Annotated in this window: 23 protein-coding genes and 1 pseudogene; 9 read left to right on the top strand and 15 right to left on the bottom strand. The window is 62.2% G+C overall.

Translation table 11 applies throughout. The features are described from left to right. The first annotated feature begins 70 nt into the window (after positions 1-70). Positions 71-1,187 (top strand): annotated as a pseudogene (locus ACFC3J_RS07295) (mechanosensitive ion channel family protein). Here ACFC3J_RS07295 and ACFC3J_RS07290 read toward each other — a convergent pair. Together ACFC3J_RS07290 and tyrS are read right to left on the bottom strand one after the other, a co-directional pair. Next, complete coding sequence (locus ACFC3J_RS07290) at positions 1,159-1,512, bottom strand: PilZ domain-containing protein (RefSeq protein WP_375195532.1); 354 nt, start codon at positions 1,510-1,512, stop codon at positions 1,159-1,161. The pseudogene ACFC3J_RS07295 and the gene ACFC3J_RS07290 sit on opposite strands and share 29 nt — an antisense overlap. 76 nt (positions 1,513-1,588) lie before the next feature. Further along, a complete protein-coding gene (gene tyrS, locus ACFC3J_RS07285; RefSeq protein ID WP_375195531.1) occupies positions 1,589-2,806 on the bottom strand; it encodes a tyrosine--tRNA ligase in 1,218 nt (405 codons plus the stop codon). Between the two features lie 53 nt (positions 2,807-2,859). Between tyrS and ACFC3J_RS07280 the strand changes: the two genes are divergently transcribed. Then, positions 2,860-3,948, top strand: a complete 1,089-nt coding sequence (locus ACFC3J_RS07280) for an anhydro-N-acetylmuramic acid kinase (RefSeq protein WP_375195530.1) — start codon at positions 2,860-2,862, stop codon at positions 3,946-3,948. 221 nt (positions 3,949-4,169) lie between these two features. On the opposite strand, the gene ACFC3J_RS07275 is transcribed toward ACFC3J_RS07280, so the two are convergent. Next, positions 4,170-5,345, bottom strand: coding sequence for a VWA domain-containing protein (locus ACFC3J_RS07275; RefSeq protein WP_375195529.1), 1,176 nt, complete (start codon positions 5,343-5,345; stop codon positions 4,170-4,172). A gap of 139 nt (positions 5,346-5,484) precedes the next feature. Between ACFC3J_RS07275 and ACFC3J_RS07270 the strand changes: the two genes are divergently transcribed. Further along, the gene (locus ACFC3J_RS07270) at positions 5,485-6,849 is read left to right on the top strand and encodes a methyl-accepting chemotaxis protein (RefSeq protein WP_375195528.1); all 1,365 of its coding nucleotides are present in this window, start codon (positions 5,485-5,487) and stop codon (positions 6,847-6,849) included. A gap of 3 nt (positions 6,850-6,852) precedes the next feature. Here the strand turns inward: ACFC3J_RS07270 and ACFC3J_RS07265 are convergent, their stop codons facing one another. From ACFC3J_RS07265 to ACFC3J_RS07235, 7 genes are all read right to left on the bottom strand, one after another. Beyond that, on the bottom strand, positions 6,853-7,890 hold the full coding sequence (locus ACFC3J_RS07265; protein ID WP_375195527.1) for a hypothetical protein: 1,038 nt from the start codon (positions 7,888-7,890) through the stop codon (positions 6,853-6,855). A gap of 94 nt (positions 7,891-7,984) precedes the next feature. Beyond that, positions 7,985-8,398 carry a GFA family protein gene (locus ACFC3J_RS07260; RefSeq protein ID WP_375195526.1) on the bottom strand — a complete coding sequence of 138 codons (414 nt, stop codon included), beginning with the start codon at positions 8,396-8,398 and terminating at the stop codon, positions 7,985-7,987. Positions 8,399-8,400: 2 nt separating this feature from the next. Further along, positions 8,401-9,246 (bottom strand): AAA family ATPase, encoded by an 846-nt coding sequence (locus ACFC3J_RS07255; RefSeq protein WP_375195560.1) that lies wholly within the window; start codon positions 9,244-9,246, stop codon positions 8,401-8,403. 87 nt (positions 9,247-9,333) lie between these two features. After that, complete coding sequence (locus ACFC3J_RS07250) at positions 9,334-10,014, bottom strand: hypothetical protein (RefSeq protein WP_375195559.1); 681 nt, start codon at positions 10,012-10,014, stop codon at positions 9,334-9,336. 160 nt (positions 10,015-10,174) lie between these two features. Further along, positions 10,175-12,220 carry an RNA polymerase sigma factor RpoD gene (rpoD, locus tag ACFC3J_RS07245; protein WP_375195525.1) on the bottom strand — a complete coding sequence of 682 codons (2,046 nt, stop codon included), beginning with the start codon at positions 12,218-12,220 and terminating at the stop codon, positions 10,175-10,177. Between the two features lie 38 nt (positions 12,221-12,258). Then, positions 12,259-14,163: a DNA primase gene (dnaG, locus tag ACFC3J_RS07240; RefSeq protein WP_375195524.1), complete on the bottom strand. Its 1,905-nt coding sequence runs from the start codon at positions 14,161-14,163 to the stop codon at positions 12,259-12,261. Positions 14,164-14,218: 55 nt separating this feature from the next. Continuing rightward, on the bottom strand, positions 14,219-14,671 hold the full coding sequence (locus ACFC3J_RS07235; RefSeq protein ID WP_375195523.1) for a GatB/YqeY domain-containing protein: 453 nt from the start codon (positions 14,669-14,671) through the stop codon (positions 14,219-14,221). Between the two features lie 153 nt (positions 14,672-14,824). Between ACFC3J_RS07235 and carA the strand changes: the two genes are divergently transcribed. From carA to ACFC3J_RS07210, 5 genes are all read left to right on the top strand, one after another. Then, positions 14,825-15,988 (top strand): glutamine-hydrolyzing carbamoyl-phosphate synthase small subunit, encoded by a 1,164-nt coding sequence (carA, locus tag ACFC3J_RS07230; RefSeq protein ID WP_375195522.1) that lies wholly within the window; start codon positions 14,825-14,827, stop codon positions 15,986-15,988. After that, entirely contained in the window at positions 15,985-16,353 is a 369-nt protein-coding gene (locus tag ACFC3J_RS07225) for a ribonuclease E inhibitor RraB (RefSeq protein ID WP_375195521.1), read from the top strand. The genes carA and ACFC3J_RS07225 overlap by 4 nt, the downstream gene beginning before the upstream one ends. Before the next feature lie 59 nt (positions 16,354-16,412). Next, positions 16,413-19,748 (top strand): carbamoyl-phosphate synthase large subunit, encoded by a 3,336-nt coding sequence (gene carB, locus ACFC3J_RS07220; protein WP_375195520.1) that lies wholly within the window; start codon positions 16,413-16,415, stop codon positions 19,746-19,748. Between the two features lie 81 nt (positions 19,749-19,829). After that, positions 19,830-20,306: a transcription elongation factor GreA gene (greA, locus tag ACFC3J_RS07215; protein WP_192666842.1), complete on the top strand. Its 477-nt coding sequence runs from the start codon at positions 19,830-19,832 to the stop codon at positions 20,304-20,306. Positions 20,307-20,332: 26 nt separating this feature from the next. Further along, positions 20,333-20,965, top strand: coding sequence for a rhomboid family intramembrane serine protease (locus tag ACFC3J_RS07210; protein WP_375195519.1), 633 nt, complete (start codon positions 20,333-20,335; stop codon positions 20,963-20,965). Between the two features lie 5 nt (positions 20,966-20,970). Here the strand turns inward: ACFC3J_RS07210 and ACFC3J_RS07205 are convergent, their stop codons facing one another. The 5 genes from ACFC3J_RS07205 to ACFC3J_RS07185 form a co-directional block, all read right to left on the bottom strand. Further along, positions 20,971-21,192 (bottom strand): DUF4170 domain-containing protein, encoded by a 222-nt coding sequence (locus ACFC3J_RS07205; RefSeq protein WP_192666844.1) that lies wholly within the window; start codon positions 21,190-21,192, stop codon positions 20,971-20,973. Positions 21,193-21,297: 105 nt separating this feature from the next. After that, positions 21,298-21,906: a hypothetical protein gene (locus ACFC3J_RS07200; protein ID WP_375195518.1), complete on the bottom strand. Its 609-nt coding sequence runs from the start codon at positions 21,904-21,906 to the stop codon at positions 21,298-21,300. After that, positions 21,899-22,222, bottom strand: a complete 324-nt coding sequence (locus ACFC3J_RS07195; protein WP_375195517.1) for a hypothetical protein — start codon at positions 22,220-22,222, stop codon at positions 21,899-21,901. The genes ACFC3J_RS07200 and ACFC3J_RS07195 overlap by 8 nt, the downstream gene beginning before the upstream one ends. Continuing rightward, positions 22,219-22,575: a phage holin family protein gene (locus ACFC3J_RS07190; protein ID WP_375195516.1), complete on the bottom strand. Its 357-nt coding sequence runs from the start codon at positions 22,573-22,575 to the stop codon at positions 22,219-22,221. The genes ACFC3J_RS07195 and ACFC3J_RS07190 overlap by 4 nt, the downstream gene beginning before the upstream one ends. A 31-nt stretch (positions 22,576-22,606) precedes the next feature. After that, entirely contained in the window at positions 22,607-23,224 is a 618-nt protein-coding gene (locus ACFC3J_RS07185) for a hypothetical protein (protein WP_375195515.1), read from the bottom strand. Between the two features lie 218 nt (positions 23,225-23,442). Between ACFC3J_RS07185 and ACFC3J_RS07180 the strand changes: the two genes are divergently transcribed. Continuing rightward, a partial coding sequence (locus ACFC3J_RS07180; protein ID WP_375195514.1) for a phosphopyruvate hydratase occupies positions 23,443-24,197 on the top strand: 755 nt, incomplete at its 3' end.

The raw sequence follows: 24,197 nt of genomic DNA, 5'->3' as shown, positions 1-24,197 counted from the left end.
CGCTGCGACGAGTGGGGCGACGAATTGCTGCAACCGCGAAACCATCCTGCCGCCAAGCCGTTGCAAAATCATGCAATCGGACATCAGCCTGCACCATATCACGGCGATGGCGGCAATTTCCATCGCCGTTTCGGTCGCTGTCGCTTTTCTCCTACACTGGTTCGCCTACTGGGCCGCCACCCGCATTTTCCGTCGGATGGGCATGGAGCCGGTCCTCCTGCCCGCCATCTACCAGCCCACCCGCTGGATCATCGTCCTGATGACGCTCGCCGCAGGCATCCAGCCACTGACATTCAGCCCCAATGTAGAAGCCATCTGGTCGATCGGCTCTAAAATGCTGTTCATCCTTTTGAACGGCTGGCTGATCTTCGCTGCCATGCGTGCGGGCCGCATCCTGCTTGTACGCCGCAGCCTTCACCATCCTGTCTTCGTCGGTGGTTGCCCTCACCAAGGATAATCTCAAGGCCCGCCGGCAGCACACCCGCATCCGCATCCTATATCGCGTGACGCAGTTCGTCATCGGATTCCTCATCCTGTCGTTGATGCTGATCATGATTCCCGGAGTCCGCACCGTGGGCGTCACCCTGATGGCGTCGGCGGGTCTGGCAGGCCTTGCCGTCGGCGCCGCAGCCCAGCCTGCGCTCAAAAATCTGATCGCGGGTATACAGATGGCCTTTTCCGAGCCCATCCGGCTTGACGATGTGGTGATCGTGGAGGGCGAATGGGGCCGCATAGAGGACATCAAGCTGACCTATGTGGTCGTCCGCATCTGGGACGACCGCCGCCTGATCGTTCCCGTTTCCTACTTCCTCGAAAAGCCGTTTCAGAACTGGACGACAAAGACGTCGGATCTGCTGGGCACCGTTTTCCTCTATGTCGACCCGGCGACGGATATAGAGCCGATTCGCGCCAAGTTCGTCGAATCGGTCAAGGCTAATGCCCGTTGGGACGGCCGCGTCGCGATCCTGCAAGTCACCGACCATCGCGGCGACGCGCTGGAACTGCGCGGACTCCTCAGTGCGCGAAACGCTGGCACAGCCTTTGACCTGCGCTGCGAGGTCCGCGAAGCGATGATGAACTATCTGCGCAGCGACATGCCGCAGGCGCTAGTCCGCTCGCGCCACAGCATCGAAGCGGGGCAAGCTCTTGCGGGAAATTTTACCAGGCCGTCTGCCGGGGAGGAATAAGCGACAGCATTGCGTCATAGATGCGGGGTTCGATCGTCTGGACAAATTCCATGCCGATCCGGCCGTCCTCCGCCCAACGCACCTCGGCGGCATGATCCTTCACGACCGGCAGCCAGACCGTGACGCGCTGCCCGATGTCGAGCGGTGCGTCGGTCCGGCACATCAGCCCGAGCGCGGAGATATTGATGATCCGTGCGCCATGGGTACGGCCTTGGGCAGTGATATGGCTTACCATGTCCACCAGATCGCGCTGCGCCCGCCGCTGATTGACCGAAGGGTCCCGCGACAGGTTGAGATGGCCGAGGTTTGCGAACACCGAAGGCATGGCAACATTATGCGGTAAGGAAGATGGCCTCTTCCTTACCGGACATGGTTAGCACGTCATTGACGTTCGCGATATTTCAGGCGGTTACCAGACCATGCTTCTTCGCGCCGAAGCTGACCTTGTCCCCTGGCTTCAGCGCCAGAGCGGGATCGCTCACCACCTCGCCGTTCACGCGAATGGCACCTTCGGCCAGCTTGCGCCGCACCTCCTTGTTCGACGCCGCAAAGCCCAGCGCTGCCGTCCCCTGAACGATGTTCAGCCCCTCGGTCCCAAGACTCACGGTCGGCAGGTTGACGTCCGAAGCGCCCTCCTCAAAGGTCTTGCGCGCCGTCTCAGCCGCCAGAGCCGCCGCCTCGGCGCCCCGGCAGAGGGCGGTTGCTTCATTGGCGAGGATCTTCTTCGCCTCGTTGATCTCCGCGCCCTGAAGTGCAGCCAGTCGTTCCACCTCGTCCATCGGCAGGTCGGTAAACAGCCGCAGCCGGTTTGCGACGTCGGCGTCGGCCGTGTTCCGCCAGAATTGCCAATAATCGTAGTTCGAAAGCAGATCCTCGTTGAGCCACACCGCACCGCCCACGGTCTTGCCCATCTTCGTCCCGTCCGCGTTGGTCAGCAGCGGCGTCGTGAGGCCGAACACCTGCGTTCCGTCCACGCGCCGAGACAGTTCGACACCATTGACGATATTGCCCCACTGATCGGACCCGCCCATCTGGAGACGGCAGGCCGAACGCCGCGACAGCTCCAGAAAATCATAGGCCTGAAGAATCATGTAGTTGAATTCAAGGAAGGAAAGCGATTGCTCCCGGTCCAGCCGCAGCTTCACCGAATCGAAGCTGAGCATCCGGTTGACCGAAAAATGCTGGCCGATGTCGCGCAGGAACGGGATATATTCGAGTTTGTCGAGCCATTCGGCATTGTCGACCATGATCGCATCGGTCGGCCCGTCACCAAAGGTCAGGAACCGTGCGAACACCCGTTTGATGCTCGCGACATTTTCCGCAATCAGATCAGTGGTCAGCAGCTTGCGCGCCTCGTCCTTGAAGCTCGGATCGCCGATCTTGCCTGTGCCGCCGCCCATCAGCACGATCGGCTTGTGCCCGGCCTTCTGCAATTGGCGCAGCATCATGATCGACACCAGATGCCCGACATGCAGCGAGGGCGCCGTCGGATCGAAGCCGATATAGCCCGGCACGATCTGCCTGGCGGCGAGGGCGTCCAGCCCCTCCGCGTCGGTCAGCTGGTGAATATAACCGCGCGCTTCGAGCAGGCGGAGCAGATCGGACTGGTAGTTGCTCATGGCGCGCGCCTGTAGCATTGAGGGGGGCACTGGAAAAGAGGCGGGACAATTTCATGCTGGCAATAGGCCTCATGTCAGGCACTTCGCGGGACGGCATCGACGCCGCGCTGATCGATACGGACGGCGAAGGCAGCAGCGTGGGCGTGGCGTTCCACGCCATGTCCTATGCGGAGGGCTTTCGCCTGCGTCTTGCCGAAGCGTGCCAGCGCGCCATGACGATGGACCGGCCAGGTTTCGAACCCCTGATCCGCGCGGTCGAGGAAGAGTTGACCGAATTGCATGTCGAGGCGGTTTCCGATCTCCTCGCCCGCAGCGGTCATGTCACGCAGGACATAGCCGTCATCGGATTTCACGGCCACACTGTCGCGCACCGTCCCGAATGGCGCTGGACATGGCAGATCGGGGATGGATCTGCGCTTGCGGGCGCGTTCGGCATCCCCGTCGTCGGGGACCTGCGCAGCGCAGATGTCGCCGCAGGCGGGCAGGGCGCTCCGCTGCTCCCGGTCTATCACCGCGCCCTCGCGCACGGCCTGTCGAAGCCCGTCGCCATCCTCAACCTCGGCGGCGTGGCCAACATTACAGCCATTGCCTCGAGTGGAGAGATCACCGCCTTCGACACAGGCATGGCCAGCGGCCTGATCGACAACTGGATGCAAACCCATAGCGACCGCAGCTTTGACGAAAATGGCGCCACGGCGGCCAAAGGCAAGGTCGACGAAGCCCGTCTCGCGCGGATGCTTTCTGATCCCTGGTTCGCGCTGGCGCCGCCCAAGAGCATCGACCGCGAAGCCTTCACCATCGAAGCCGTCCAGGGCCTCGATCTGGAGGATGGCGCAGCGACGCTCACCGCCTTTTCCGCCGCTGCGGTGGCCCATGGTCTGGCGCATCTGCCCGAACGTCCGGCACGCATCTATGCCGCGGGCGGCGGCCGTCACAACGTCACGCTCATGCAGATGCTCGCCGCCCGCACCGGCGCGGAGGTCCATGCGGTTGATGAGCTTGGCTGGGACGGCGATGCGCTCGAGGCGCAGGGCTTTGCCTATATGGCGGTCCGCCACCTCCGCAATCTGCCGATCAGCTTCCCCGGCACCACGGGCGCGCCCCAGCCCATGACCGGCGGCATTCTCTTCGAACCGGCCTGAAACGGATAGGGCAGGCGACGCCTGAGCTTTCGCCTCCAGCCGCTCCAGCAGCCGGTCCGTCTTCTCATGCGGATTGACGATCTCGGTTTCGGCGCGCAGGTTTTTTCTGTCTGACGGCCGCCTGCTGCGCTGAACATCGGGCGGCTATCTGACCCCGAGGGAAAATCCGCGAAAAGGGCGTTTCCTGCACCGCTGTCGTTTCCCTGGACTTCTCGCTCATCCTATCGTTTGCGGGTCAGTTCCCGCATGGCGCAATCGATCCCGCCTATGGTCAACGGATACATGCGGTCGTTCATGATCTCGCGGATGATCCGGGTCGACTGGCTGTAACCCCAGTGCGCCTCCTGCGCCGGATTCAGCCACACGGCGGCGGGATAGGTGTGGGTGACGCGGCTCAGCCATACCGCGCCCGCTTCGTCGTTCATATGCTCGACCGATCCGCCGGGATGGCTGATTTCATAGGGACTCATCGCTGCATCGCCGACGAAGATCACCTTATAGTCATGGCCATATTTGTGCAGTATGTCCCAGGTCGGCGTTCGCTCCGAAAAGCGTCGCTTATTGTCCTTCCACACGCCTTCGTACAGGCAGTTGTGGAAGTAGAAGAATTCCATATTCTTGAATTCGCTGGTCGCCGCGGAAAACAGCTCTTCGCACAGCGTGATGAAGGGGTCCATCGATCCGCCCACATCCAGGAACAGCAGCAACTTGACCGCATTGTGCCGCTCCGGTCGCATCCTTATGTCCAGCCAGCCCTGCCGCGCCGTGCCGCGGATGGTTTCGTCCAGATCCAGCTCGTCGGCGGCGCCCTCCCGCGCAAAACGGCGCAGCCGCCGCAGCGCGACCTTGATATTGCGGGTGCCCAGCTCCTTCATGCTGTCGAGATTGGCGAATTCGCGCTTCTCCCACACTTTGATGGCCCGCTTGTGACGGCTTTCTCCGCCAATCCGCACGCCTTCGGGGTTGTAGCCGCCATGGCCGAAAGGCGACGTGCCGCCGGTGCCGATCCACTTGCTGCCGCCCTGATGCCGCCCCTTCTGCTCCTCCAGCCGCTTCTTCAGCGTCTCCATGATCTCGTCCCAACTGCCCAGCGACTTGATCTTTTCCATCTCCTCTGGATCGAGAAATTTCTCCGCAACCAGCCGGAGCCAGTCTTCCGGGATTTCCGCCTCGACCCCTTCTGTGCCCAGCACACCCCTGAACACCTGGGCAAACACCTGATCGAACCGGTCGAGCAGTCCTTCGTCCTTCACATATGTTGCGCGGGCGAGATAATAGAAATCCTCCGGCCGTTGACCGATCACGTCGCGGTCCAGCGCTTCCAGCAGCAGCAGATGCTCCTTGATGCTGGCGGGGATGCCGGCAGCGCGGAGCGCGTCGAGAAAATTGAGCATCATGGTCCGGCTCTTCTCCGTCAGCAGGGCGGACGATGCAAGCTCTGGCCGTTGTTGGAATGTTAAGTGTTGCAATGCAAGGTTAACAGGGCACTATCCATTTCAGACGGAAACGGGCGGGGTATCTTTGGAAAACGGGGATTTGTTGGCCGACCTTGGGGAGCGATCGGGCGACATTGCATTGCAATGCAGCGAAACTGCGGGTTTTCTGGGTGAGTTGAACCGCCGCATCCAGAACGATGCCCGGCGCCTTGGCGAACTGCAGTCGAACATGGATGCGCTGGCCGTCAGCCAGAATGAAAGTGTCCTCGCAGCTCAGGAACTCAGCCTTACCGCGCGTCGCGCCGCAAAGATCGTCGCCGAAGGCCATGACGCCATTACCCTGTCGCTGGGGCAGGTCACGAAACTCATTGAAAATGTGACGGGGCTGGAAGGCCATCTCCGCCGCTTTCTCGATGTGATCGAGACGGTGGGGGGCATCTCGGATGAGCTGGGCGCGATTGCCCGGCAGACCCGGCTGCTTGGCGTCAATGCGGCGATCGAGGCCGCGCGCGGCGGTGAAGCGACACAGGGCTTTGCCGTGGTTGCCGATGAAATCCGCCGGTTGGCGGGCCAAGCGGGCGAATCAGCCGCGTCGGTCGGCGACAAGCTCGGCCAGCTTGACCGCGATGCCCGCCAGTTGATCGGCGGCGTGGAGGCCAATATTGCCAGCGGACGCGACGCGGGTTCGCACATCGATACCCTGCGCGCCACCATGGCCGAAATCGCGTCGCTGGTGACCCAGTTCGGCGACCGTTCCGACAGCATCGTCACATGCACGGACGAGGCGGACGGCGATGTTGCAGCGCTTAGGCAGGGCTTGTCTCTGTTCAGCCGTTCCTCCGCCGAAAGTGCCGGCCGGGTGGATATGGTGCGCGGCCAACTCGAGCAGTTGGAGGGAATGGCCAACGCCATGCTGAACAGAGCGGCGCATGGCGGCCATATCACCCGCAACAGCCGCTATATCGCTTTGGCTGAAGAAGGCGCCCTGGAAGTGATGGCGCTGATCGAACAGGCGCTGGAACGGCGGGAACTTGATCTGGATCGTCTGTTCGACACGGTTTACAGGCCTGTGCCGGGGTCGGAGCCGGTTCAATATGAAAATGGGTTTACCGCTTTTGCCGATCAGCATGTGCGGCCCTTGCTGGATCGGCGGACGGCGCAGGATGCGGCTATCGTGGGCTGTTGCCTGGTCGACATGAACGGTTATCTGCCCACCCATATCAGCGCGCGAAGCCAGCCGCAGCGGCCCGGACAGCAACGCTGGAATATGGAAAATGCCCGCAACCGCCAGATCTTTATGGACAGTCAGACCCGCAGCGCTCTGGATGGTGAAGGCGACTTCTTCCTCTTCACCTACCGGCAGGATCTGGGCGAAGACCGCTATCGCGCCCTGCGCAGCGTGTTCATACCCCTTGTCATCCGCGGGCGGCGCTGGGGCCTGTACGAGGTCGGCTATCTCATCTGAGAGTTAGCGGTTGCCCCCGCTGCGGAGCGTCACCTCGCCATTGGCGGCAAAAGCGGCAACCGCGCTGGCCTGAGCGGTCTGCGGGTCCTTGCCGTCCAGAATTTGCGCGATCTGGCGCGGGCTGGGCACCTTGTCATAAATGCCATAGAAATCCGTCTGGCCGACCGAGTGGATAGACAGCTGGTAACCCTGGCCGCTTTTGGCAGGGTCGAAGGCCAGGATCGTGCCTGCATCGTCCACTGGAACGATGATCGCGCCATCCTTGACGCCGGCCTGCTGGAGCATGTCGTAGCTGCTCTCCGCCGTCCTGACCCGATCCCGGATACATAGGGTTGCGCTGCCCTCTCGCGGCAGGGCGCTGTCGATCGGCGCGGCGGCAGAGGTTCCGGTCATCCGCGCATCGCCCGCATTGTTTGTCGGACAGTCGGAAAACCGGGCTGGGGAGGTCGAATGGATGACCGACGCGTGGTCAAATTGCAGGCCGTCCAGCATACCATCCAGTCCGGCCAGCACCTCCCCGCGCCGTTCCGTCGGGCCGGTGATTCTGAGCTTCACCAGCCAACGCCCGGCATGGACGAAGGCGGCTGCCGTCGTCAGCGCGCCGTCGGCGGCGTCGTCATAGACTGCTCTGATAGCGCCATTGGCCCGTCCGCCCGCTGCAATGCTGGCATAGGCTGTGCGCCGGGTCCTGGCCCCGAAACGCTCCATGACTGCTTTGTCGGTCATATAGGCGGCGAGGGACGCGTCGGCGTAGCTGGGCATATAGATGTAAAGCGTGGCCTGGATCGCGCCGTCATCGGAGAGATATTGGGCATAATTGTCGATGCCCTTGCCGCCATTGGACACCTCGCCGCTCTTGGACAGCGATAGGCCCGCCACGGTTTGCGGCAGGGAAATCCCCGCAGCGTCGGCCCGCAAAGATGTGGCGGTGGGAGTCCAGGCTTCCCTTTCCTCGCTCGCCTGGGCGAAGGCCGGTGCCGAAAGAGCCAGCACGACCGACAAAAGAGACACAGGCAAAGGTGACAGGGCACGCTTCGGCATAGACATCCTTCCCGAAATTCATGACCGTCTTGTGCGGCTTTGAATGGCAGGAAGTCAGGTTGAACCGAAATGCGCGCCGGGCGCAAGCGGGCTTTTAAGCGACGGGCGGGATTTGTGCGGGATAATGGGGCAGTTCGGGGTCCAGATGCGCCCAACCCGGCGCGGCATCGGTCCAGATGACCGCTTGCGGACCCAGAAGATCAGGGTCGTCGAGCGCTCCGGCACGGATGAAGGTGAGATGCGGCCGCGACTCGGCCAGGCTGAACAGCGGCGTTCCACATTCGGGACAAAAGCCCCGCCGCATCGCGTTGCCACTGTCTGCGACGCTGGCATGCCAATGCACTTCCCCGGTGGTCGTCACCTTGTCGGATGGGAAGCAGACGTTGACCGTGCCTGATCCTCCGCCAAGATATTGGCAGAGGCGGCACCAGCACATGCGCGCCGCCATCGGTTCGGCATCGATGCTGATGCGAACCTGCCCGCACAGGCATCCTGCGCCGTGCGCCATGGTCAGCGTCCCTGCCTGCGCGCCATGAAGGCCAGCCGTTCGAACATCATGATGTCCTGCTCATTCTTCAGCAGCGCGCCATGCAGCGGCGGAATGGCCTTTGTCGGATCGCGGTCCTGCAAGACCTCCAGAGGCATGTCTTCAGCCAGGATCAGTTTCAGCCAATCGAGCAATTCGCTGGTCGACGGTTTCTTCTTGAGGCCCGGAACATCCCTGATCTCGTAGAAAATCTCCAGTGCGCGGTTGACCAGAATCTTCTGGATACCGGGGAAGTGGACGTCGACAATGGCCTGCATCGTCTCCCGGTCGGGAAATTTGATATAGTGGAAGAAGCAGCGGCGCAGGAAAGCGTCCGGCAGTTCCTTTTCATTGTTAGAGGTGATGACGACCACCGGCCGCTCCTTGGCGGCCACCGTCTCGCCCGTCTCATAGACGTGGAAAGCCATACGATCGAGTTCCTGCAACAGATCGTTGGGAAATTCGATGTCGGCCTTGTCGATCTCGTCAATCAGCAACACGGGCAGGGTGGGGGAGGTGAACGCCTCCCACAGCTTGCCCTTGCGGATATAATTGCCGATCTCGTGAACGCGTGGATCGCCGAGCTGGCCGTCGCGCAGTCGGGCGACCGCATCATATTCATACAGGCCCTGATGCGCCTTGGTCGTCGACTTGACGTTCCATTCGATCAGCGGTGCATTGAGGGCATTGGCGATTTCCTGCGCCAGCACGGTCTTGCCGGTGCCTGGTTCGCCTTTGACCAGCAGAGGACGGCGAAGCAGCACCGCGGCGTTGACGGCCACCTTCAGATCATCGGTGGCGACATAATCCTGCGTGCCTTCAAACCGCATATGCTTGTTCACTCATCCTGCCTGCACTCGGTGCCGGTTATCGCAAAGCGGGGCAGGGGAGCAAAGACTTTATGCGCGTTCTGCGGGTCAGGCCTTATTGGCGCGAATTCTGGCGCGGGCCTGAAGCACGTCCCAGAGGCCGCGATGCTGGTTCAGCAACTGGCGCGCACCAAAGAGGATGGCGCGGTCAATCACGTCATCGCCGCCAATCGCCCGCGCGACTTCCAGTGTCGATGCGCGATCGGGCAGTTCGCAACCGTGCGGCTCAACGCCTACGCGAATCGCGGCAATGTCCAATATGTGCCGCACAGCCCGCCAATCGAGCACCAGCGCGACGGCCGCGCCCATCGCGCAGCCCCGCCGGTCTGACTGGGCCAGCATGTCGAGCGCGTGGCGCTGCTGGCTGACGACGGTTTCGCAATCGCTTTGCCCGGCAGTGCTGGGGGCGGGGCCGACTGCAACGGTCACCTGGGTCAGATAAGCGCGTTCGCGTGCAAAGCCGTCCGCCGCGTCTATAAGCCACGCGCGGGCGGCATTGTCCGCTGATCGCGTGGCGGCATGGTCGATGACGCCGGGATGCCGGCCATGGAGCAGGCAGAGATAGTAGGCCGCATCGGCCAGATCCTGCAAAGACAGCGCCGCATTCGGCCCGAAACTCGCGCGCGCGCCGCTGGCGTAGCCGTGGCCGGCCGTGCCGTCGGCGGCCACCAACGCGTCCAGAACATGCGATACATCGCCAAATTGATAGCGCGGTGCTGCTTCGCTCATCATCTTCCCCTGCGTGCCCCGGACAAGCCTGCGGGGCGCTGTCTCGCGACCCTAGAGAGTCGAGGTAAAAGAGGAGTTTACGCCAAGAAAAAAGGCGGCCCGAAAGCCGCCCCTTTGGATCATTTTACCGTGCCGCAACCTCTTCCCGTCGAGAAACTCTCTACTGGTCGAGGAAGCTGCGCATCTTGCGGCTGCGGCTGGGGTGCTTCAGCTTGCGGAGCGCCTTCGCCTCGATCTGACGGATGCGCTCGCGGGTCACGCTGAACTGCTGGCCGACTTCTTCCAGCGTGTGATCGGTGTTCATGCCGATGCCGAAGCGCATGCGCAGCACGCGTTCTTCACGCGGCGTCAGCGAAGCGAGGACGCGGGTGACGGTTTCCTTGAGGTTAGCCTGAATGGCGGCATCCACCGGGATGATCGCATTCTTGTCCTCGATGAAATCGCCCAGATGCGAATCCTCCTCGTCGCCGATCGGCGTTTCGAGGGAGATTGGTTCCTTGGCGATCTTCATCACCTTGCGCACCTTCTCCAGCGGCATGGACAGGCGCTCGGCCATCTCCTCCGGAGTCGGCTCGCGGCCCTGCTCGTGCAGGAACTGGCGGGACGTGCGTACCAGCTTGTTGATCGTCTCGATCATATGGACCGGGATACGGATGGTCCGCGCCTGATCCGCGATCGAGCGGGTGATCGCCTGACGGATCCACCAGGTCGCATAGGTCGAGAACTTATAGCCGCGCCGATATTCGAACTTATCGACCGCCTTCATCAGGCCGATATTGCCTTCTTGAATAAGATCAAGGAATTGCAGGCCACGGTTCGTATATTTTTTAGCGATGGAGATGACGAGGCGCAGGTTCGCCTCAACCATTTCCTTCTTCGCGATGCGCGCCTCGCGCTCGCCCTTCTGCACCATATTCACGATGCGCCGGAACTCACTGAGCGACATGCCCGTGGCTTGCGCGATCTCGCTGACTTCCGTGCGGATACGCTCGACCGCGCGCCCCTCGGCAGCGGCGAAGGCGGCCCATTTCTTGTCCAGGCCCGACACCTTGTCGATCCAGCCGTCGTCGAGCTCGTGGTTCACATAGCGGTCGAGGAAATCCTTGCGGCTCACCTTGTGCCGTTCGGCCAGACGTAGCATCTGCCCGCCCAGCGCGGTCAGGCGCCGGTTATAGGCATAGAGCTGGTCGACCAGATATTCGATCTTCTGCTGGTGAAACTGAACGCTCTCCACCTCGGCGGTCAGCTGCTCGCGCAGTTCCTGATAGTCGTCCTCGGCCTTTTGGCTCAGCGTCTCGCCATTGGCCATGGCGGTCATGCGAGCCGCCTGCGCGTTGGAGAAAGTCCGGAAAATCTCGGTGATGGTCGCAAACTTCTCCAGAGCCATCGGCTTCAGAGTCTCTTCCATCTGGGCGAGGGAGAGGGTGTTATCTTCCTCTTCCTCCTCTTCCGCCCGACGAGCGCGGCGTTCGGTCAGGCCTTCCTCGTCTTCGTCGGAATCGACGGATTCCTCTTCCGGTTCTTCCTCTTCCTTGAAGCTCGGACCGGCGGTCTTCTCACTGATCTCGCCATCATCGTCCCCGGCGCCTTCCTCCAGATTTTCCGGAGCCGGGTCCTTGGAGAGCATCGCGTCGAGATCGAGGATCTCGCGCAGTTGCATTTCTCCATTATTGAGCGCGGTCGACCATTCGATGATTGCGTTGAAGGTGGTCGGGCTTTCGCACAGGCCGAGAATCATCGTGTCTCGACCGGCCTCAATCCGCTTGGCGATGGCTATCTCGCCCTCACGGCTGAGCAACTCCACTGCGCCCATCTCGCGCAGATACATCCGCACCGGGTCGTCGGTGCGGTCGACCGTCTCTTTCTTCTTTTCGGCTACCGGGCGCGGCGAACCATCGTCTTCGGCCGCTTCGTCCGAGCTGTCATCATCGCCATCGTCGCGCTGATCGTCGCCGTCTTCGCTGGCTTCCTCATTCTCGACTATGTTCACGCCCATTTCGTTGAGCGCGGACATGATGTCCTCGATCTGCTCGGACGACATCTGGTCCTGCGGCAGGGCGTCGTTCAGCTCGTCATAAGTGATGTAGCCGCGCTTCTTGGCACGCGCGATCAGCTTTTTGACCGAAGCCTCGTTCAGATCCAGCAGGGGTGCATCGCCAGTATCCGCATCCTCGCCCGCACCCTTGCTGTTCGCCTTGCTCGCCATTTATTCGCCTTAACTCCGCCGATCCGGTGGGATCGAATTCATACAATATCTTCGGACTGCGCCAGTTCCGCCAGGCGGCGATCATGATCGAGCTTCAACTGCCGGACCCTTTGCTGTTCCGCAAAGGTCTCCTCATTGAGATCGTCTCTCGCCCGCCGGGTGGCTTCCGCCAACGCTGCCTCCAACTCCGGTCCCTGCGCCATCACCCGAATAGCTTCGTCCAGATCGCGTTGCACGCGATCTGCGTCGGCTTTCATCCTATGGGGGGTGAATGTGAACGTGTCGGCCCGAAGCATCCCCTTCGCCATATTATACACTTCACCTTGCCCCAATATGGTAAGGAGGCCACCTGTTTCAACTGTTTCTTTGCCGAATGACGCAGCGATCATCGCGTTCAGCAATTCGGCCAGCGCAGGGTCCCCGATTCGCAGGCCGGAAAGCATTTCCCGGTGCAGTGCGATCTGGTCGGGATGCCGCAGCAGACTCGCGAGAACGGCCCTGAGCAACCGCAGTTCCATCCCGCTCGCGCCGATGGATCGGGCTTCGTTCCCGGCGGGCGGGATAGGGGGCTTCCAATTGCCTTTCTTGTCCCGCTGCCAGCCCGCCCGCGCGCCACCGCCCCGCTGTTGGCGAGCCTGTCCGCCGAAAGCCGGGCGGGCGAAGAACAGCGCGTCGTAACGCTCGCGGAAGGCATGGACATAATGCGCCCGCACATCGGGGTGGGCGATGGCATCAGTAATGGCGGAAAGCCGTTGCTTGAGCGCGGCCTTCTGCTCCGGCGTTTCGAGCCGGGCGGCGGCCTGCTCATATTTCCAGAGCCGATCGACCAGAGGCTCGGCCGCGCCCAGCACCGCTTCCATCGCCGCCGGTCCCTCGGCACGGATCAGGTCGTCCGGGTCCTGTCCTCCGGGCAGGGTGGCAAAGGCAAGGCTCATTCCCGGCCTTAGCAAGGGGAGGGCGCGGGTCGCCGCCCGGATCGCCGCCTTCTGCCCCGCCGCATCGCCATCGAAACAGAGCAGCGGCACATCGCTCATTTTCCAGAGTCGTTCGATCTGATGCTCGGTCAGCGCCGTGCCCAGCGGTGCCACCGCCTCCGCAAAACCGGCCTGCGCCAGCGCGATGACGTCCATGTAGCCCTCAACGACGATGACGCGTCCGGCCTGACGGCTGGCAGGCGAGGCCCGGTCTATATTGTAGAGAGTCCGGCCCTTATCGAAGAGCGGCGTGTCGGGTGAATTCAGATATTTGGGTTCGCCCGTACCAAGGATTCGCCCGCCGAAAGCGATCACGCGTCCGCGAATATCCCGGATCGGCAGCATCAACCGCCCGCGGAAGCGGTCGTAGCTGTCGCGCTTTTTGCTTTTGCCCCCGTCCAGCTCAGCGCCATCGGGATCGATCAGCAGGCCCGCTTCGATCAGCAATGGTTCGCCAAAATCCTTGAGCGCCGCCTTGAGCCGCCCGCGCCCATCGGGCGAAAAACCGAAGCCGAAGATTTTGGCCGTCGCCGCACTTATCCCCCGCCGCTGGAGATAGGCCCGCGCCTCCGCACCCTCGATGCCGCCAAGCTGCTCCTCGAAAAATCTTTGCGCTGCCGTCATGGCATCGTGCAGCCCCTTGGCCTGCTCCTGCCGCCTGGCTGCGCGGGGATCGGGGGTAGGGACGTCCATCCCCGCCGTTGCGGCAAGTTCCTTCACAGCCTCCATGAAGGGCAGGCCGCGCTGATCGGTCATCCAGCGGATCGCATCCCCATGCGCGCCGCAACCGAAGCAATGGTAAAAGCCCTTCTCGTCGTTGATCGTGAAGCTGGGCGTCTTCTCATTATGAAAGGGGCAGCAGGCCTTATATTCGCGGCCTGCCTTCTGCACCTTCACGGTCCGCCCGATCAGCGTCGACAGCGAAGTCCTTGCCCGCAACTCGTCCAGAAAGGCAGGAGAAAGACTCATAGGCTTTCCCTAAAGTGCGTCCTTCCCGAACGAAAGGGGCTTGGCGCGAGCTTTCTCAGCTCAGCGCCGCCTTCACCAGCCCGCTGGCCCTGCTCATGTCGATTACCGACCCGTGCCGTTCCTTCAGGACGGCCATGACCTTGCCCATATCCTTGACGCTCGCGGCGCCGACCTCCGCCTTGATCCCCTCGATCACGGCCTTCGTTTCATCCTCGCTCAACTGCTGCGGCAGGAAGCTGTCGATCACGTCCAGCTCCGCCTGCTCCTTCGCGGCGAGTTCATCGCGCCCGCCGCTCTTGAACATGTCGATGGATTCGCGCCGCTGCTTGGCCATTTTCTGTAGAACCTCGACCACGATCACATCGTCTTCCGGCACATTGGAAGCCGTGCGCAGTTCGATATCCCGGTCCTTCAGCTTCGCCAGAATGAGCCGCACGGCGGCCAGCCGATCCTTCTCCCCGGCTTTCATGGCGGCGACCTGGGCACTCTTAATCTCGTCGCGAATCATGCGAATGAATCCTGTTTCTCGGGAAAGGATCAGATATAACGCCAAAAGAGATTTTTAACAGGAGTTGACCGCGGGGCCTCACCCGCATAGGTGACCGGCCGTTTAACCCGCTCCAGACGGGTTCCCGCAAAAAGCATAAAGGACCTAAAGACCATGGCTGACGCCAAGACCCTCATTGTGCCTAAAGGAGCGACAGGGGTATTGGTTTTTGCCGATGGCTCCGCGGTCTTCGGGCGTGGTTTCGGCGCTGCTGGCGACGCGGTGGGTGAACTCTGCTTCAACACGGCGATGACCGGTTATCAGGAGGTGATGACCGATCCCAGCTATGCGGGCCAGATCGTCACCTTCACCTTTCCCCATATCGGCAATGTCGGCACCAACCTCGATGACGTGGAGGCGGATTTGCCCCATGCGCTGGGCTGCGTGGTGCGGCAGGACGTCACCGAACCCAGCAACTTCCGCAATGTCGAGCCTTTCGACCAGTGGATGAAGGAAAAGGGCCGCATCGGCCTGGCCGGCGTGGATACCCGCGCGCTGACCCGCATGATCCGCCTGAAGGGCGCGCCCAACGTCGTGATCGCCCATGATCCTGAAGGAAGGTTCGATCTCGAAGCGCTTGCCGCAAAGGCCGCGTCGTGGCCGGGCCTCGAAGGAATGGACCTTGCCATTGAAGTGTCGGGCAAGGAAAGCCGCCTGTGGAAGGATGGCGTGTGGAAGCTGGGCTTCGGCTATGGCCTCAATGAAGCCGGTGAAGAACGCCCCCATGTCGTCGCGCTGGATTATGGCGCGAAGAACAACATCTTCCGCAATCTGGTGAAGGCGGGCGCCCGCGTCACGGTGCTACCCGCTACCGCCACCTTCGAGCAGGTGATGGAGCAGCAGCCCGACGGCGTGTTCCTCTCCAACGGCCCCGGCGATCCGGCCGCGACCGGCGAATATGCCGTGCCGGTGATCAGGAAGGTGCTGGAAGCCGATCTGCCGGTCTTCGGCATCTGTCTTGGCCACCAGATGCTGGCGCTCGCCGCCGGTGCCAAGACGGTCAAGATGCATCAGGGCCATCGCGGGGCGAACCACCCGGTCAAGCGGCTGTCGGACGGTCTGGTCGAGATCACGTCGATGAACCACGGCTTTGCAGTCGACAGCGACACGCTGCCCGCCAATGTGAAGCCGACCCATGTGTCCCTCTTCGACGGCAGCAACTGCGGCATCGAACTGACGGATAAAAAGGCCTTCTCGGTGCAATATCATCCCGAAGCCTCGCCCGGCCCGCAGGACAGCTTCTACCTGTTCCAGCGCTTCGTCGAGGGGCTTAAGTGAGCCTCAACCTGCCCTCGGTTGACGAAGCCCGCCTTGCCGCAGAGTGGGAGGCGGACAAGGCCGTCCTCGCCAATCTCGCTGCCAATGGTGACGTGGCGCGTTTGTCGCGCCCCGTCGACGTCAGCTTCAAGGGCAGCGAAAAGGATTTCGAGCGTGTTCTCACCATCGCAAGCCAGTTCGGCTTCGTCGAACTGGACCGCGAAGAGGATGAGGATGGCGACCTGTTCCTCTTCCTCGAATGCGAGCAGCCGGTCGATGAACAGTCGATCCGCGCGCTGACGAAGAAATGCCTCCAGATCGAAATATTGTGCGGAGTCGAATATGACGGCTGGGGCTGCGAAGCCCGAACCGGACAAGTGCATTGATCGCCATTTTGCTCATTGTGCGCGCCAGCGCCTTCCACCGTTAAACCAGAGGCCGAATAATGCCCAAGCGCACCGACATCTCCTCCATCCTCATCATCGGCGCTGGCCCGATCATCATCGGCCAGGCTTGCGAGTTCGACTATTCGGGCACGCAGGCGGTGAAGGCGCTCAAGGAAGAGGGCTATCGCATCATTCTGGTGAATTCCAACCCGGCCACCATCATGACCGATCCGGAATTTGCCGACGCGACCTATGTCGAGCCGATCACGCCCGAAATCGTGGCGAAGATCATCGAGAAGGAGCGCCCCGACGCGGTGCTGCCGACCATGGGCGGCCAGACGGCGCTCAATACGGCGCTTGCCCTGTTCAATGAAGGCACGCTGGAAAAGTTCGGCGTCAAGATGATCGGCGCCGATGCCGAAGCCATCGACAAGGCTGAGGACCGCCTGAAATTCCGCGACGCGATGGACAAGATCGGTCTGGAATCCGCCCGCTCGCGCATCGCCCACACGATGGAAGAGGCGCTGGAGGCTCTGGAATTCACCGGCCTGCCGTCGATCATCCGCCCCAGCTTTACCCTCGGCGGAACCGGCGGCGGGGTCGCCTACAACAAGGAAGAGTTCAAGCGGATCGTCGCCGAAGGGCTTGACGCTTCGCCCACCACCGAAGTCCTGATCGAGGAATCGCTGCTCGGCTGGAAAGAATATGAGATGGAGGTCGTGCGCGACCGTAACGACAACGCCATCATCATCTGCTCGATCGAGAATGTTGACCCGATGGGGGTCCATACCGGCGATTCCATTACCGTCGCGCCCGCGCTGACGCTGACCGACAAGGAATATCAGATCATGCGCAACGCGAGCATCGCGGTGTTGCGTGAAATCGGCGTGGAAACAGGCGGTTCGAACGTACAGTTCGCGGTCAATCCGAAGGATGGTCGCCTGATCGTTATCGAAATGAACCCGCGCGTGTCCCGCTCCTCGGCGCTGGCCTCCAAGGCGACCGGTTTCCCCATCGCCAAGGTCGCGGCAAAGCTGGCCGTCGGCTACACGCTGGACGAGATCGAGAATGACATCACCGGCGCGACCCCGGCCTCGTTCGAGCCGACCATCGACTATGTCGTGACCAAGATCCCGCGCTTCGCCTTCGAGAAATTCAAGGGGTCCGAGCCGCTGCTCGGCACTGCGATGAAGTCGGTGGGCGAGGTAATGGCGATCGGCCGCAACATCCATGAATCGATGCAGAAGGCGCTGCGCGGACTGGAAACCGGGCTGTCGGGCTTCAACAATGTCGAGCATCTCGAGGGCGCGCCCAAGGACGACATCGTCGCCGCTCTGGCGCAGCCGACTCCGGATCGCCTGCTGGTCGCCGCACAAGCCCTTCGTGAGGGTCTGACCGTCGCGGAAATCCACGCCATCGCGAAGTTCGATCCCTGGTTCCTGGAGCGGATCAAGGAAATCATCGACGCGGAGGCCGAAATTCTGTCGAACGGTCTGCCGCAGGATGCGGACGGGATGCGTCGCCTCAAGGCGATGGGCTTCTCCGACAAGCGCCTTGCTTTCCTCGCACTCAAGTCCGCCAATCTGCGCGGCATGGAGCGCGGCATTGCGCGGGGGTCTGGCCTGATCCACGAAGCGGTCAAGGCCATGACCGGCGGCGTCACCGAGGATGAAGTGCGCGCGCTGCGCCACAAGCTGGGCGTGCGCCCGGTCTTCAAGCGCATCGACACTTGCGCCGCCGAGTTCGAGGCTAAGACGCCCTATATGTATTCGACCTACGAAGCCCCGATCTTCGGCGAGCCGGAGAATGAGGCTGGCCCGAGCGACCGCAGGAAGGTCGTGATCCTGGGCGGCGGTCCCAACCGCATCGGGCAGGGTATCGAGTTCGACTATTGCTGCGTCCATGCCTGCTTCGCGCTCAGCGAGGCCGGGTTCGAGACGATCATGGTCAACTGCAACCCCGAAACGGTGTCGACCGACTATGATACCTCCGACCGCCTCTATTTCGAGCCGCTGACGGCTGAGGACGTCCTCGAAATTCTGAGCGTAGAAATGTCGAACGGCACGCTGGCCGGCGTCATCGTCCAGTTCGGCGGCCAGACGCCGCTCAAGCTCGCACAGGCTCTGGAGGATGCGGGCATTCCGATCCTCGGCACCTCGCCTGACGCCATCGATCTGGCCGAAGACCGCGAGCGTTTCGCGGCGCTGATCGACAAGCTCAAGCTCAAGCAGCCCGCCAATGGCATCGCCCGCAGCCGCGAGGAGGCGATCGCGGTCGCCAACCGCATCGGCTATCCGGTGCTGATGCGCCCGTCCTACGTTCTTGGCGGCCGTGCCATGGAGATTGTCGACGGTCAGGCCCAGCTGGAGGAATATATCGCCACCGCCGTTCAGGTGTCCGGCGATTCGCCGGTGCTTATCGATCAGTATCTGCGCGACGCGGTCGAGGTGGACGTCGATGCCCTGTGCGATGGCGACGATGTGGTCGTGGCGGGCGTGCTCCAGCATATCGAGGAAGCGGGCGTTCACTCCGGCGACTCTGCGTGCTCCCTGCCGCCCTACAGCCTGTCGGACGAAATCATCGCGGAAATCGAGCGCCAGGCCGACGTCCTTGCCCGCGCCCTGTCGGTCCGGGGGCTCATGAACATCCAGTTCGCGGTCAAGGATGATGTGGTCTATCTGATCGAGGTCAACCCACGCGCCAGCCGCACCGTGCCTTTCGTTGCCAAGGCGATCGGCACGCCCATCGCCAAGATTGCCTCGCGCGTCATGGCGGGCGAGAAGCTGAAGGACCTGCCGAAGATCGACCGCAACGCAATTTCGCACATCGCGGTCAAGGAAGCGGTCTTCCCCTTCGCGCGCTTCCCCGGCGTCGACCCTGTGCTGTCGCCGGAAATGAAGAGCACCGGCGAAGTCATGGGCATCGACAGCGACTTCGCCACCGCCTTCGCCAAGGCGCAGCTCGGTGCGGGCACTGTCCTGCCCAAAAGCGGCACGGTGTTCGTGTCGGTCAAGGACAGCGACAAGCCTGTGATCCTGCCTGCGGTCCAGAAAATGGCGGCTTTGGGCTTCACCATCATCGCTACCGGCGGCACGGCCCGCTATCTGGAAGAGCAGGGCATTGCCGTGCAGGGCGTGAACAAGGTGGCCGAAGGGCGGCCGCATATCGTGGACAAGATCACCGACGGCGACGTGGACCTGATCTTCAACACGACCGAGGGCTGGCAGTCGCTCAAGGACAGCAAGGCGATCCGCACCAGCGCGCTGCGGGCTAAGGTCGCCAGCTTCACCACGGCGGCCGCCAGCGTTGCGGCTGCGAACGCGATCGAGGCTCTTCGGGGGCATGCCCTTGAAGTGCGGTCGCTCCAGTCCTATTATCCCGTGTCGCAAGCCTGATCCCCTGCACAAGGAAGCATGCTGCGGGTGGCCCCATGGTGGGGGCCGCCAAAGGGAAGTTTTGACGAAGGATTTGCAATAATGGCGACCGTGGAAAAGATGCCGATGCTGCAAATGGGCTATGATAAGCTCAACGCGCAGCTCCGCGAGCTGAAGGCCGAACGGCCTTTGATCGTGGACGCCATCGAAGAAGCGCGCGCGCACGGGGACCTCTCCGAGAACGCCGAATATCATGCGGCGAAGGAACGTCAGGGCCAGGTGGAAGCCACCATCGCCGATCTGGAAGACAAGCTGTCACGCGCGCAGATCATCGATCCCACGACGCTTTCAGGCGACAAGGTGGTGTTCGGTGCGACCGTCACCCTTCTTGACGAAGATGACAAGCCCGTAAAATATCAGATCGTTGGTCAGGCCGAGGCGGACGCCAAGGCAGGCATGATCAGCTATAACAGCCCGATCGGCCGCGCGCTGATCGGCCGCCAAATCGGTGAAGAGGTTGAAGTGTCTGTGCCCTCGGGAGACAAATTCTACCTGATCGACAAGATCGATTTCATCTGAGTTCTGTGAGACTGCCAGCCGGTCGCATGACAAACGGGATCGCGGCGATCACTTTCGTCGCGTTCCTGTTATTGTACCTGACGGGACAGGTCGACAATGCCGCGATTATTGCCGGTTTCATCCCGGCCCGGGTTGAGGATGGCGCACTGCTCGCCGGAATGACGGCGGTTCCGGTCTGGTTGACCCCGATCAGCTGCACGCTTGTTCATGCCAATTGGCTGCACATCGCCTTCAACCTTTTCATGTTCGTCTTTTGCGGACGGCAGGTCGAGCATGTGCTGGAAAAGGGGGCTACGCTCGTCCTCTATTGCGCGGGGGCTTATGGCGCGACGGCTCTGCAATGGGCCATTGATCCGCACTCGACCAATCCGATGGTCGGAGCAAGCGGTGCCATTTCCGCGATCATCGCGACCTACGCGCTGCTCTACAGTCAGCAGAATGTCCGGCGGATCGGGCCGCTTTCGGCCAATCTTGTCCGCGCGCTCTGGCTCGCGGCAACATGGATCGCGATTCAGCTCATGATCGGTCTGGTTGGAGGATTTGGCGATCTGGGTCAGATCGCGATTGCCGCACATATTGGCGGCTTTCTGGTGGGGCTGGCGCTGACGCGTCCGTTGCTTCGCTGGCGGTTCCGTAAGCGGCCCCAGCCCCTTTCCTGAAATAATCAGGCCGACGGCAGCTCGGGTTCGAGCAGGCGGTGCAGATGCACGATCACATAGCGCATCTCGGCATCATCGACGGTCCGCTGCGCGGCGCCGCGCCAGGCTTTTTCGGCGGACGCATAATCGGGGAAAACGCCCACGATATCGATGGAGTTCAAGTCTTCAAAATCAAGCGTCTGAGGATCGGTAACGCGACCACCCATTACAAGGTGCAGCTTGCTCATGGTGCTTTATGTTCTCCTGTTCGGTGAACATACACCGTAGCAGCCCCGCGGCACCCTTGAAAGGGTGCGGCCGGGCCTATCGGGATGCTTTTGGCGGCGAAGCGATTAGCTTTTTGGCAACCGCGCCTTGAGTGCCTCGCTGATGGCATCGATCCTGCCTGCAACCAAAGCGACGGCATCTTCAGCCAGACGCGAAGCCTTGCCGCCCAGATCTGCGGACGTTGCTGCGCTTCTGGCTGACGACGCAGCCTCTTTCGCCGTCTCGCCTGCATTATGGAGCGCGTCGCCCGCACTGGATTTCAGGTTCTCTGCGCCATCGGCAGCAGCCGCCCGAGCGGCGGCCGCGGCCTCCAGAACCTTTATCCCTGCCGTCGAGGCGAGGCCGGGCAGGGCCTTCATGACCTTCCGGCTCTTGGGGAACATCCAGGCGATCAGCGCCCCGGCGGCCACGGCGCCCGCTACGGCGGCGACCGGATGCTCCTGCACAATCTCATTGGCCCGCGCGGCCACCCGCTGCGAGCGGTCCCGTGCATCGGCATAGGCCGCGCTTGCCTTGTCGCGGACGTCGTCCGCCCGTTCACGACTTGCCTGGATGAGATCTCCGGCGCTTTCGCGGGCCCGGTCGGTCGTGTCTCGGAACACTCCAGAGGCAGTTCCTGCCATATCGTTCGCCGCTTCGCGGGCTCGGGTGATGTGGGTGCGGATGTCAGCCATCGTGGGTCTCCGAAGTCTCTTCAGTGCGGTTGCTTATCCGAACGTACATCCGCCGGAAAAGTGCCCCAAGTGGTCGCCGCATCAAATAGATGCCTAATGCGGCAACTGCTGCGGCCGTTGCGGTCGGCCGTTGCTGGATTTTCGCTGCGGCATAGGCTGTGCCGTCCAGCAGGGTTTCAGTCGCCTTGCCTCTGATATCCTGTTTCAGCCGGGTGGGAGCAACGCGCGCCTTGGCGGCCTGCGCACTCGACAGAAAGGCGGACTTGCGTTCCTCCGCCCGCGTCGACGCTGCGCGAAAGGCTTCTTCCCGGCTCATGATTTGACGGCCCTTTTCATCTGCCCGATCTGCCCCTTGGCAATCAGCAGCAGGATTGATGCGACAACCAGGCTACCGCCAGACACGACCGTCGTTGCCCAACCGGCGCCGAGGTGAGGCGACAGTGCGATGATGGCGCCGATCAGGCAGGCGACCAGAGCAGCGAAGATCAGCATGACTGCGATTGCCGCGAAAATCACGGCATTGCGCACGCCGACCGCGACCATGCCCGCGCGCAGCTTCTGCCTTTCCACCTCCGCCTGCGCATAGGCGCGTCCGTCGGCATAAAGCCGCAAAAACACCTCCCGGACGGACTCGTCCGGCGCTTCGGTCTGCCTCGGCTCTTGCGTCAAAATTTCCTCCGTCCCTCGAGCGGGGACTGGCTCAGGCGTCTTCATCAGGCCCTTTTGCAAGGCGCATCAGCACAAAGCCGACTACCGCGGCAGCACCGATCGCCACGGCCGGACTCTTGCGCACGAAGTCGCGAGCCTCGGTCATGAGCTGATCGACATCCTTGCTGTCGAGCGTTTTGGCAGCCCCTGCCACCGATTCGGCAGCCTGACGGGCATAGTCGCCATATTGGGGGCCAAGCTTTGCATCCACGGTTCCCGCCGTGTCGGAGATCAGCTTGGCAAGGCTTTGCATCGCCGATCCGGTTCTGTCCTTGGCGACTCCGGCGGCGGATTTCGCGGTCTTGCCCGCCTGCTCCTTGATGGGATCGATATGCGCCCTCCAATCGACGGCATTTAGCTTTTCGGCGGCGGATCTGGCGGCCTTTTCGGCCTGTTCCCTGATCGGGGCGATCTGTGCGGTCCAGCCATGGGCGACGGTGCCATTGCCTTGACTCTTCGGAGCGGCGGCCTTGCGCACCGGGGCTTTTTTTACGGGTGCAGCCTTCACCAGCGTCGCGGCAGGCGCCTTGGCCGGCTTCGCCTTGGGGGCCTTTGCTGCAACGGGCTTGCGTGGGCGCTTGGCGGGCGGGGTTTCCGGGGTGTCGGCCATCGTCCTGTATCTCCCTTTATTCAACATGGTGGCATCGCGACGTTGGGCGGGTGGCTCTTTTCCAAAATGCTTCGCGGCGGCTTATAGTTCCGTTGCCGTCACTATTCTGACCATCGGCATTTTTCATCGCCTTGCAAGCCCCGCATTGCCATTCGGGGAGGTGCTGGCTAAGCGAGGCGCGAAAAGGCACCTAGAACCCAGTCCCGAGGAAGCAATCCATGACCGCCATTCTCGATATTCACGCCCGTCAGATTCTGGACAGCCGCGGCAATCCGACCGTCGAAGTTGACGTTATGCTGGAAGATGGCAGCTTTGGCCGCGCTGCTGTTCCGTCGGGTGCCTCGACCGGTGCCTATGAAGCGGTAGAAAAGCGCGACGGCGACAAGAGCAGGTATCTGGGCAAGGGCGTGCTGACCGCTGTTGCCGCCGTCAACGACCAGATCGCCGAGCAGATCATCGGCCTCGACGCCGAGGATCAGGCAGAGGTCGACGCCGCGATGATCGCGCTCGACGGGACCGAGAACAAGTCGAACCTGGGCGCCAATGCGATCCTGGGCGTCAGCCTGGCCGTGGCGAAAGCGGCTGCCGATGCGCGGGGCCTGCCGCTTTATCGCTATGTCGGCGGCGTCAACGCGCATGTTCTGCCGGTGCCGATGATGAATATCATCAATGGCGGCGAACATGCCGACAATCCGATCGACTTCCAGGAGTTCATGATCATGCCGGTCGGTGCGCAGAGCATTGCAGACGCCGTGCGGATCGGTTCGGAAATCTTCCATACCCTCAAGAAGGGGCTGCATGACAAGGGGTTGGCGACTTCGGTCGGTGACGAGGGCGGATTTGCGCCGATGCTGGAGTCCAATGCGGCGGCCCTGGACGTCATCATGGAGGCGATTGCCAGCGCCGGCTATGTGGCGGGCGGCGATGTGCTCCTGGCTCTCGATGTGGCGGCGTCATCCTTCTATAGCGAAAA

Source organism: Sphingobium sp., from assembly GCF_041987595.1.
GTDB lineage: Bacteria > Pseudomonadota > Alphaproteobacteria > Sphingomonadales > Sphingomonadaceae > Sphingobium.
The sequence above is the reverse complement of the archived record's forward strand: the minus strand, read 5'-3'. Positions and strand labels throughout refer to the sequence as shown.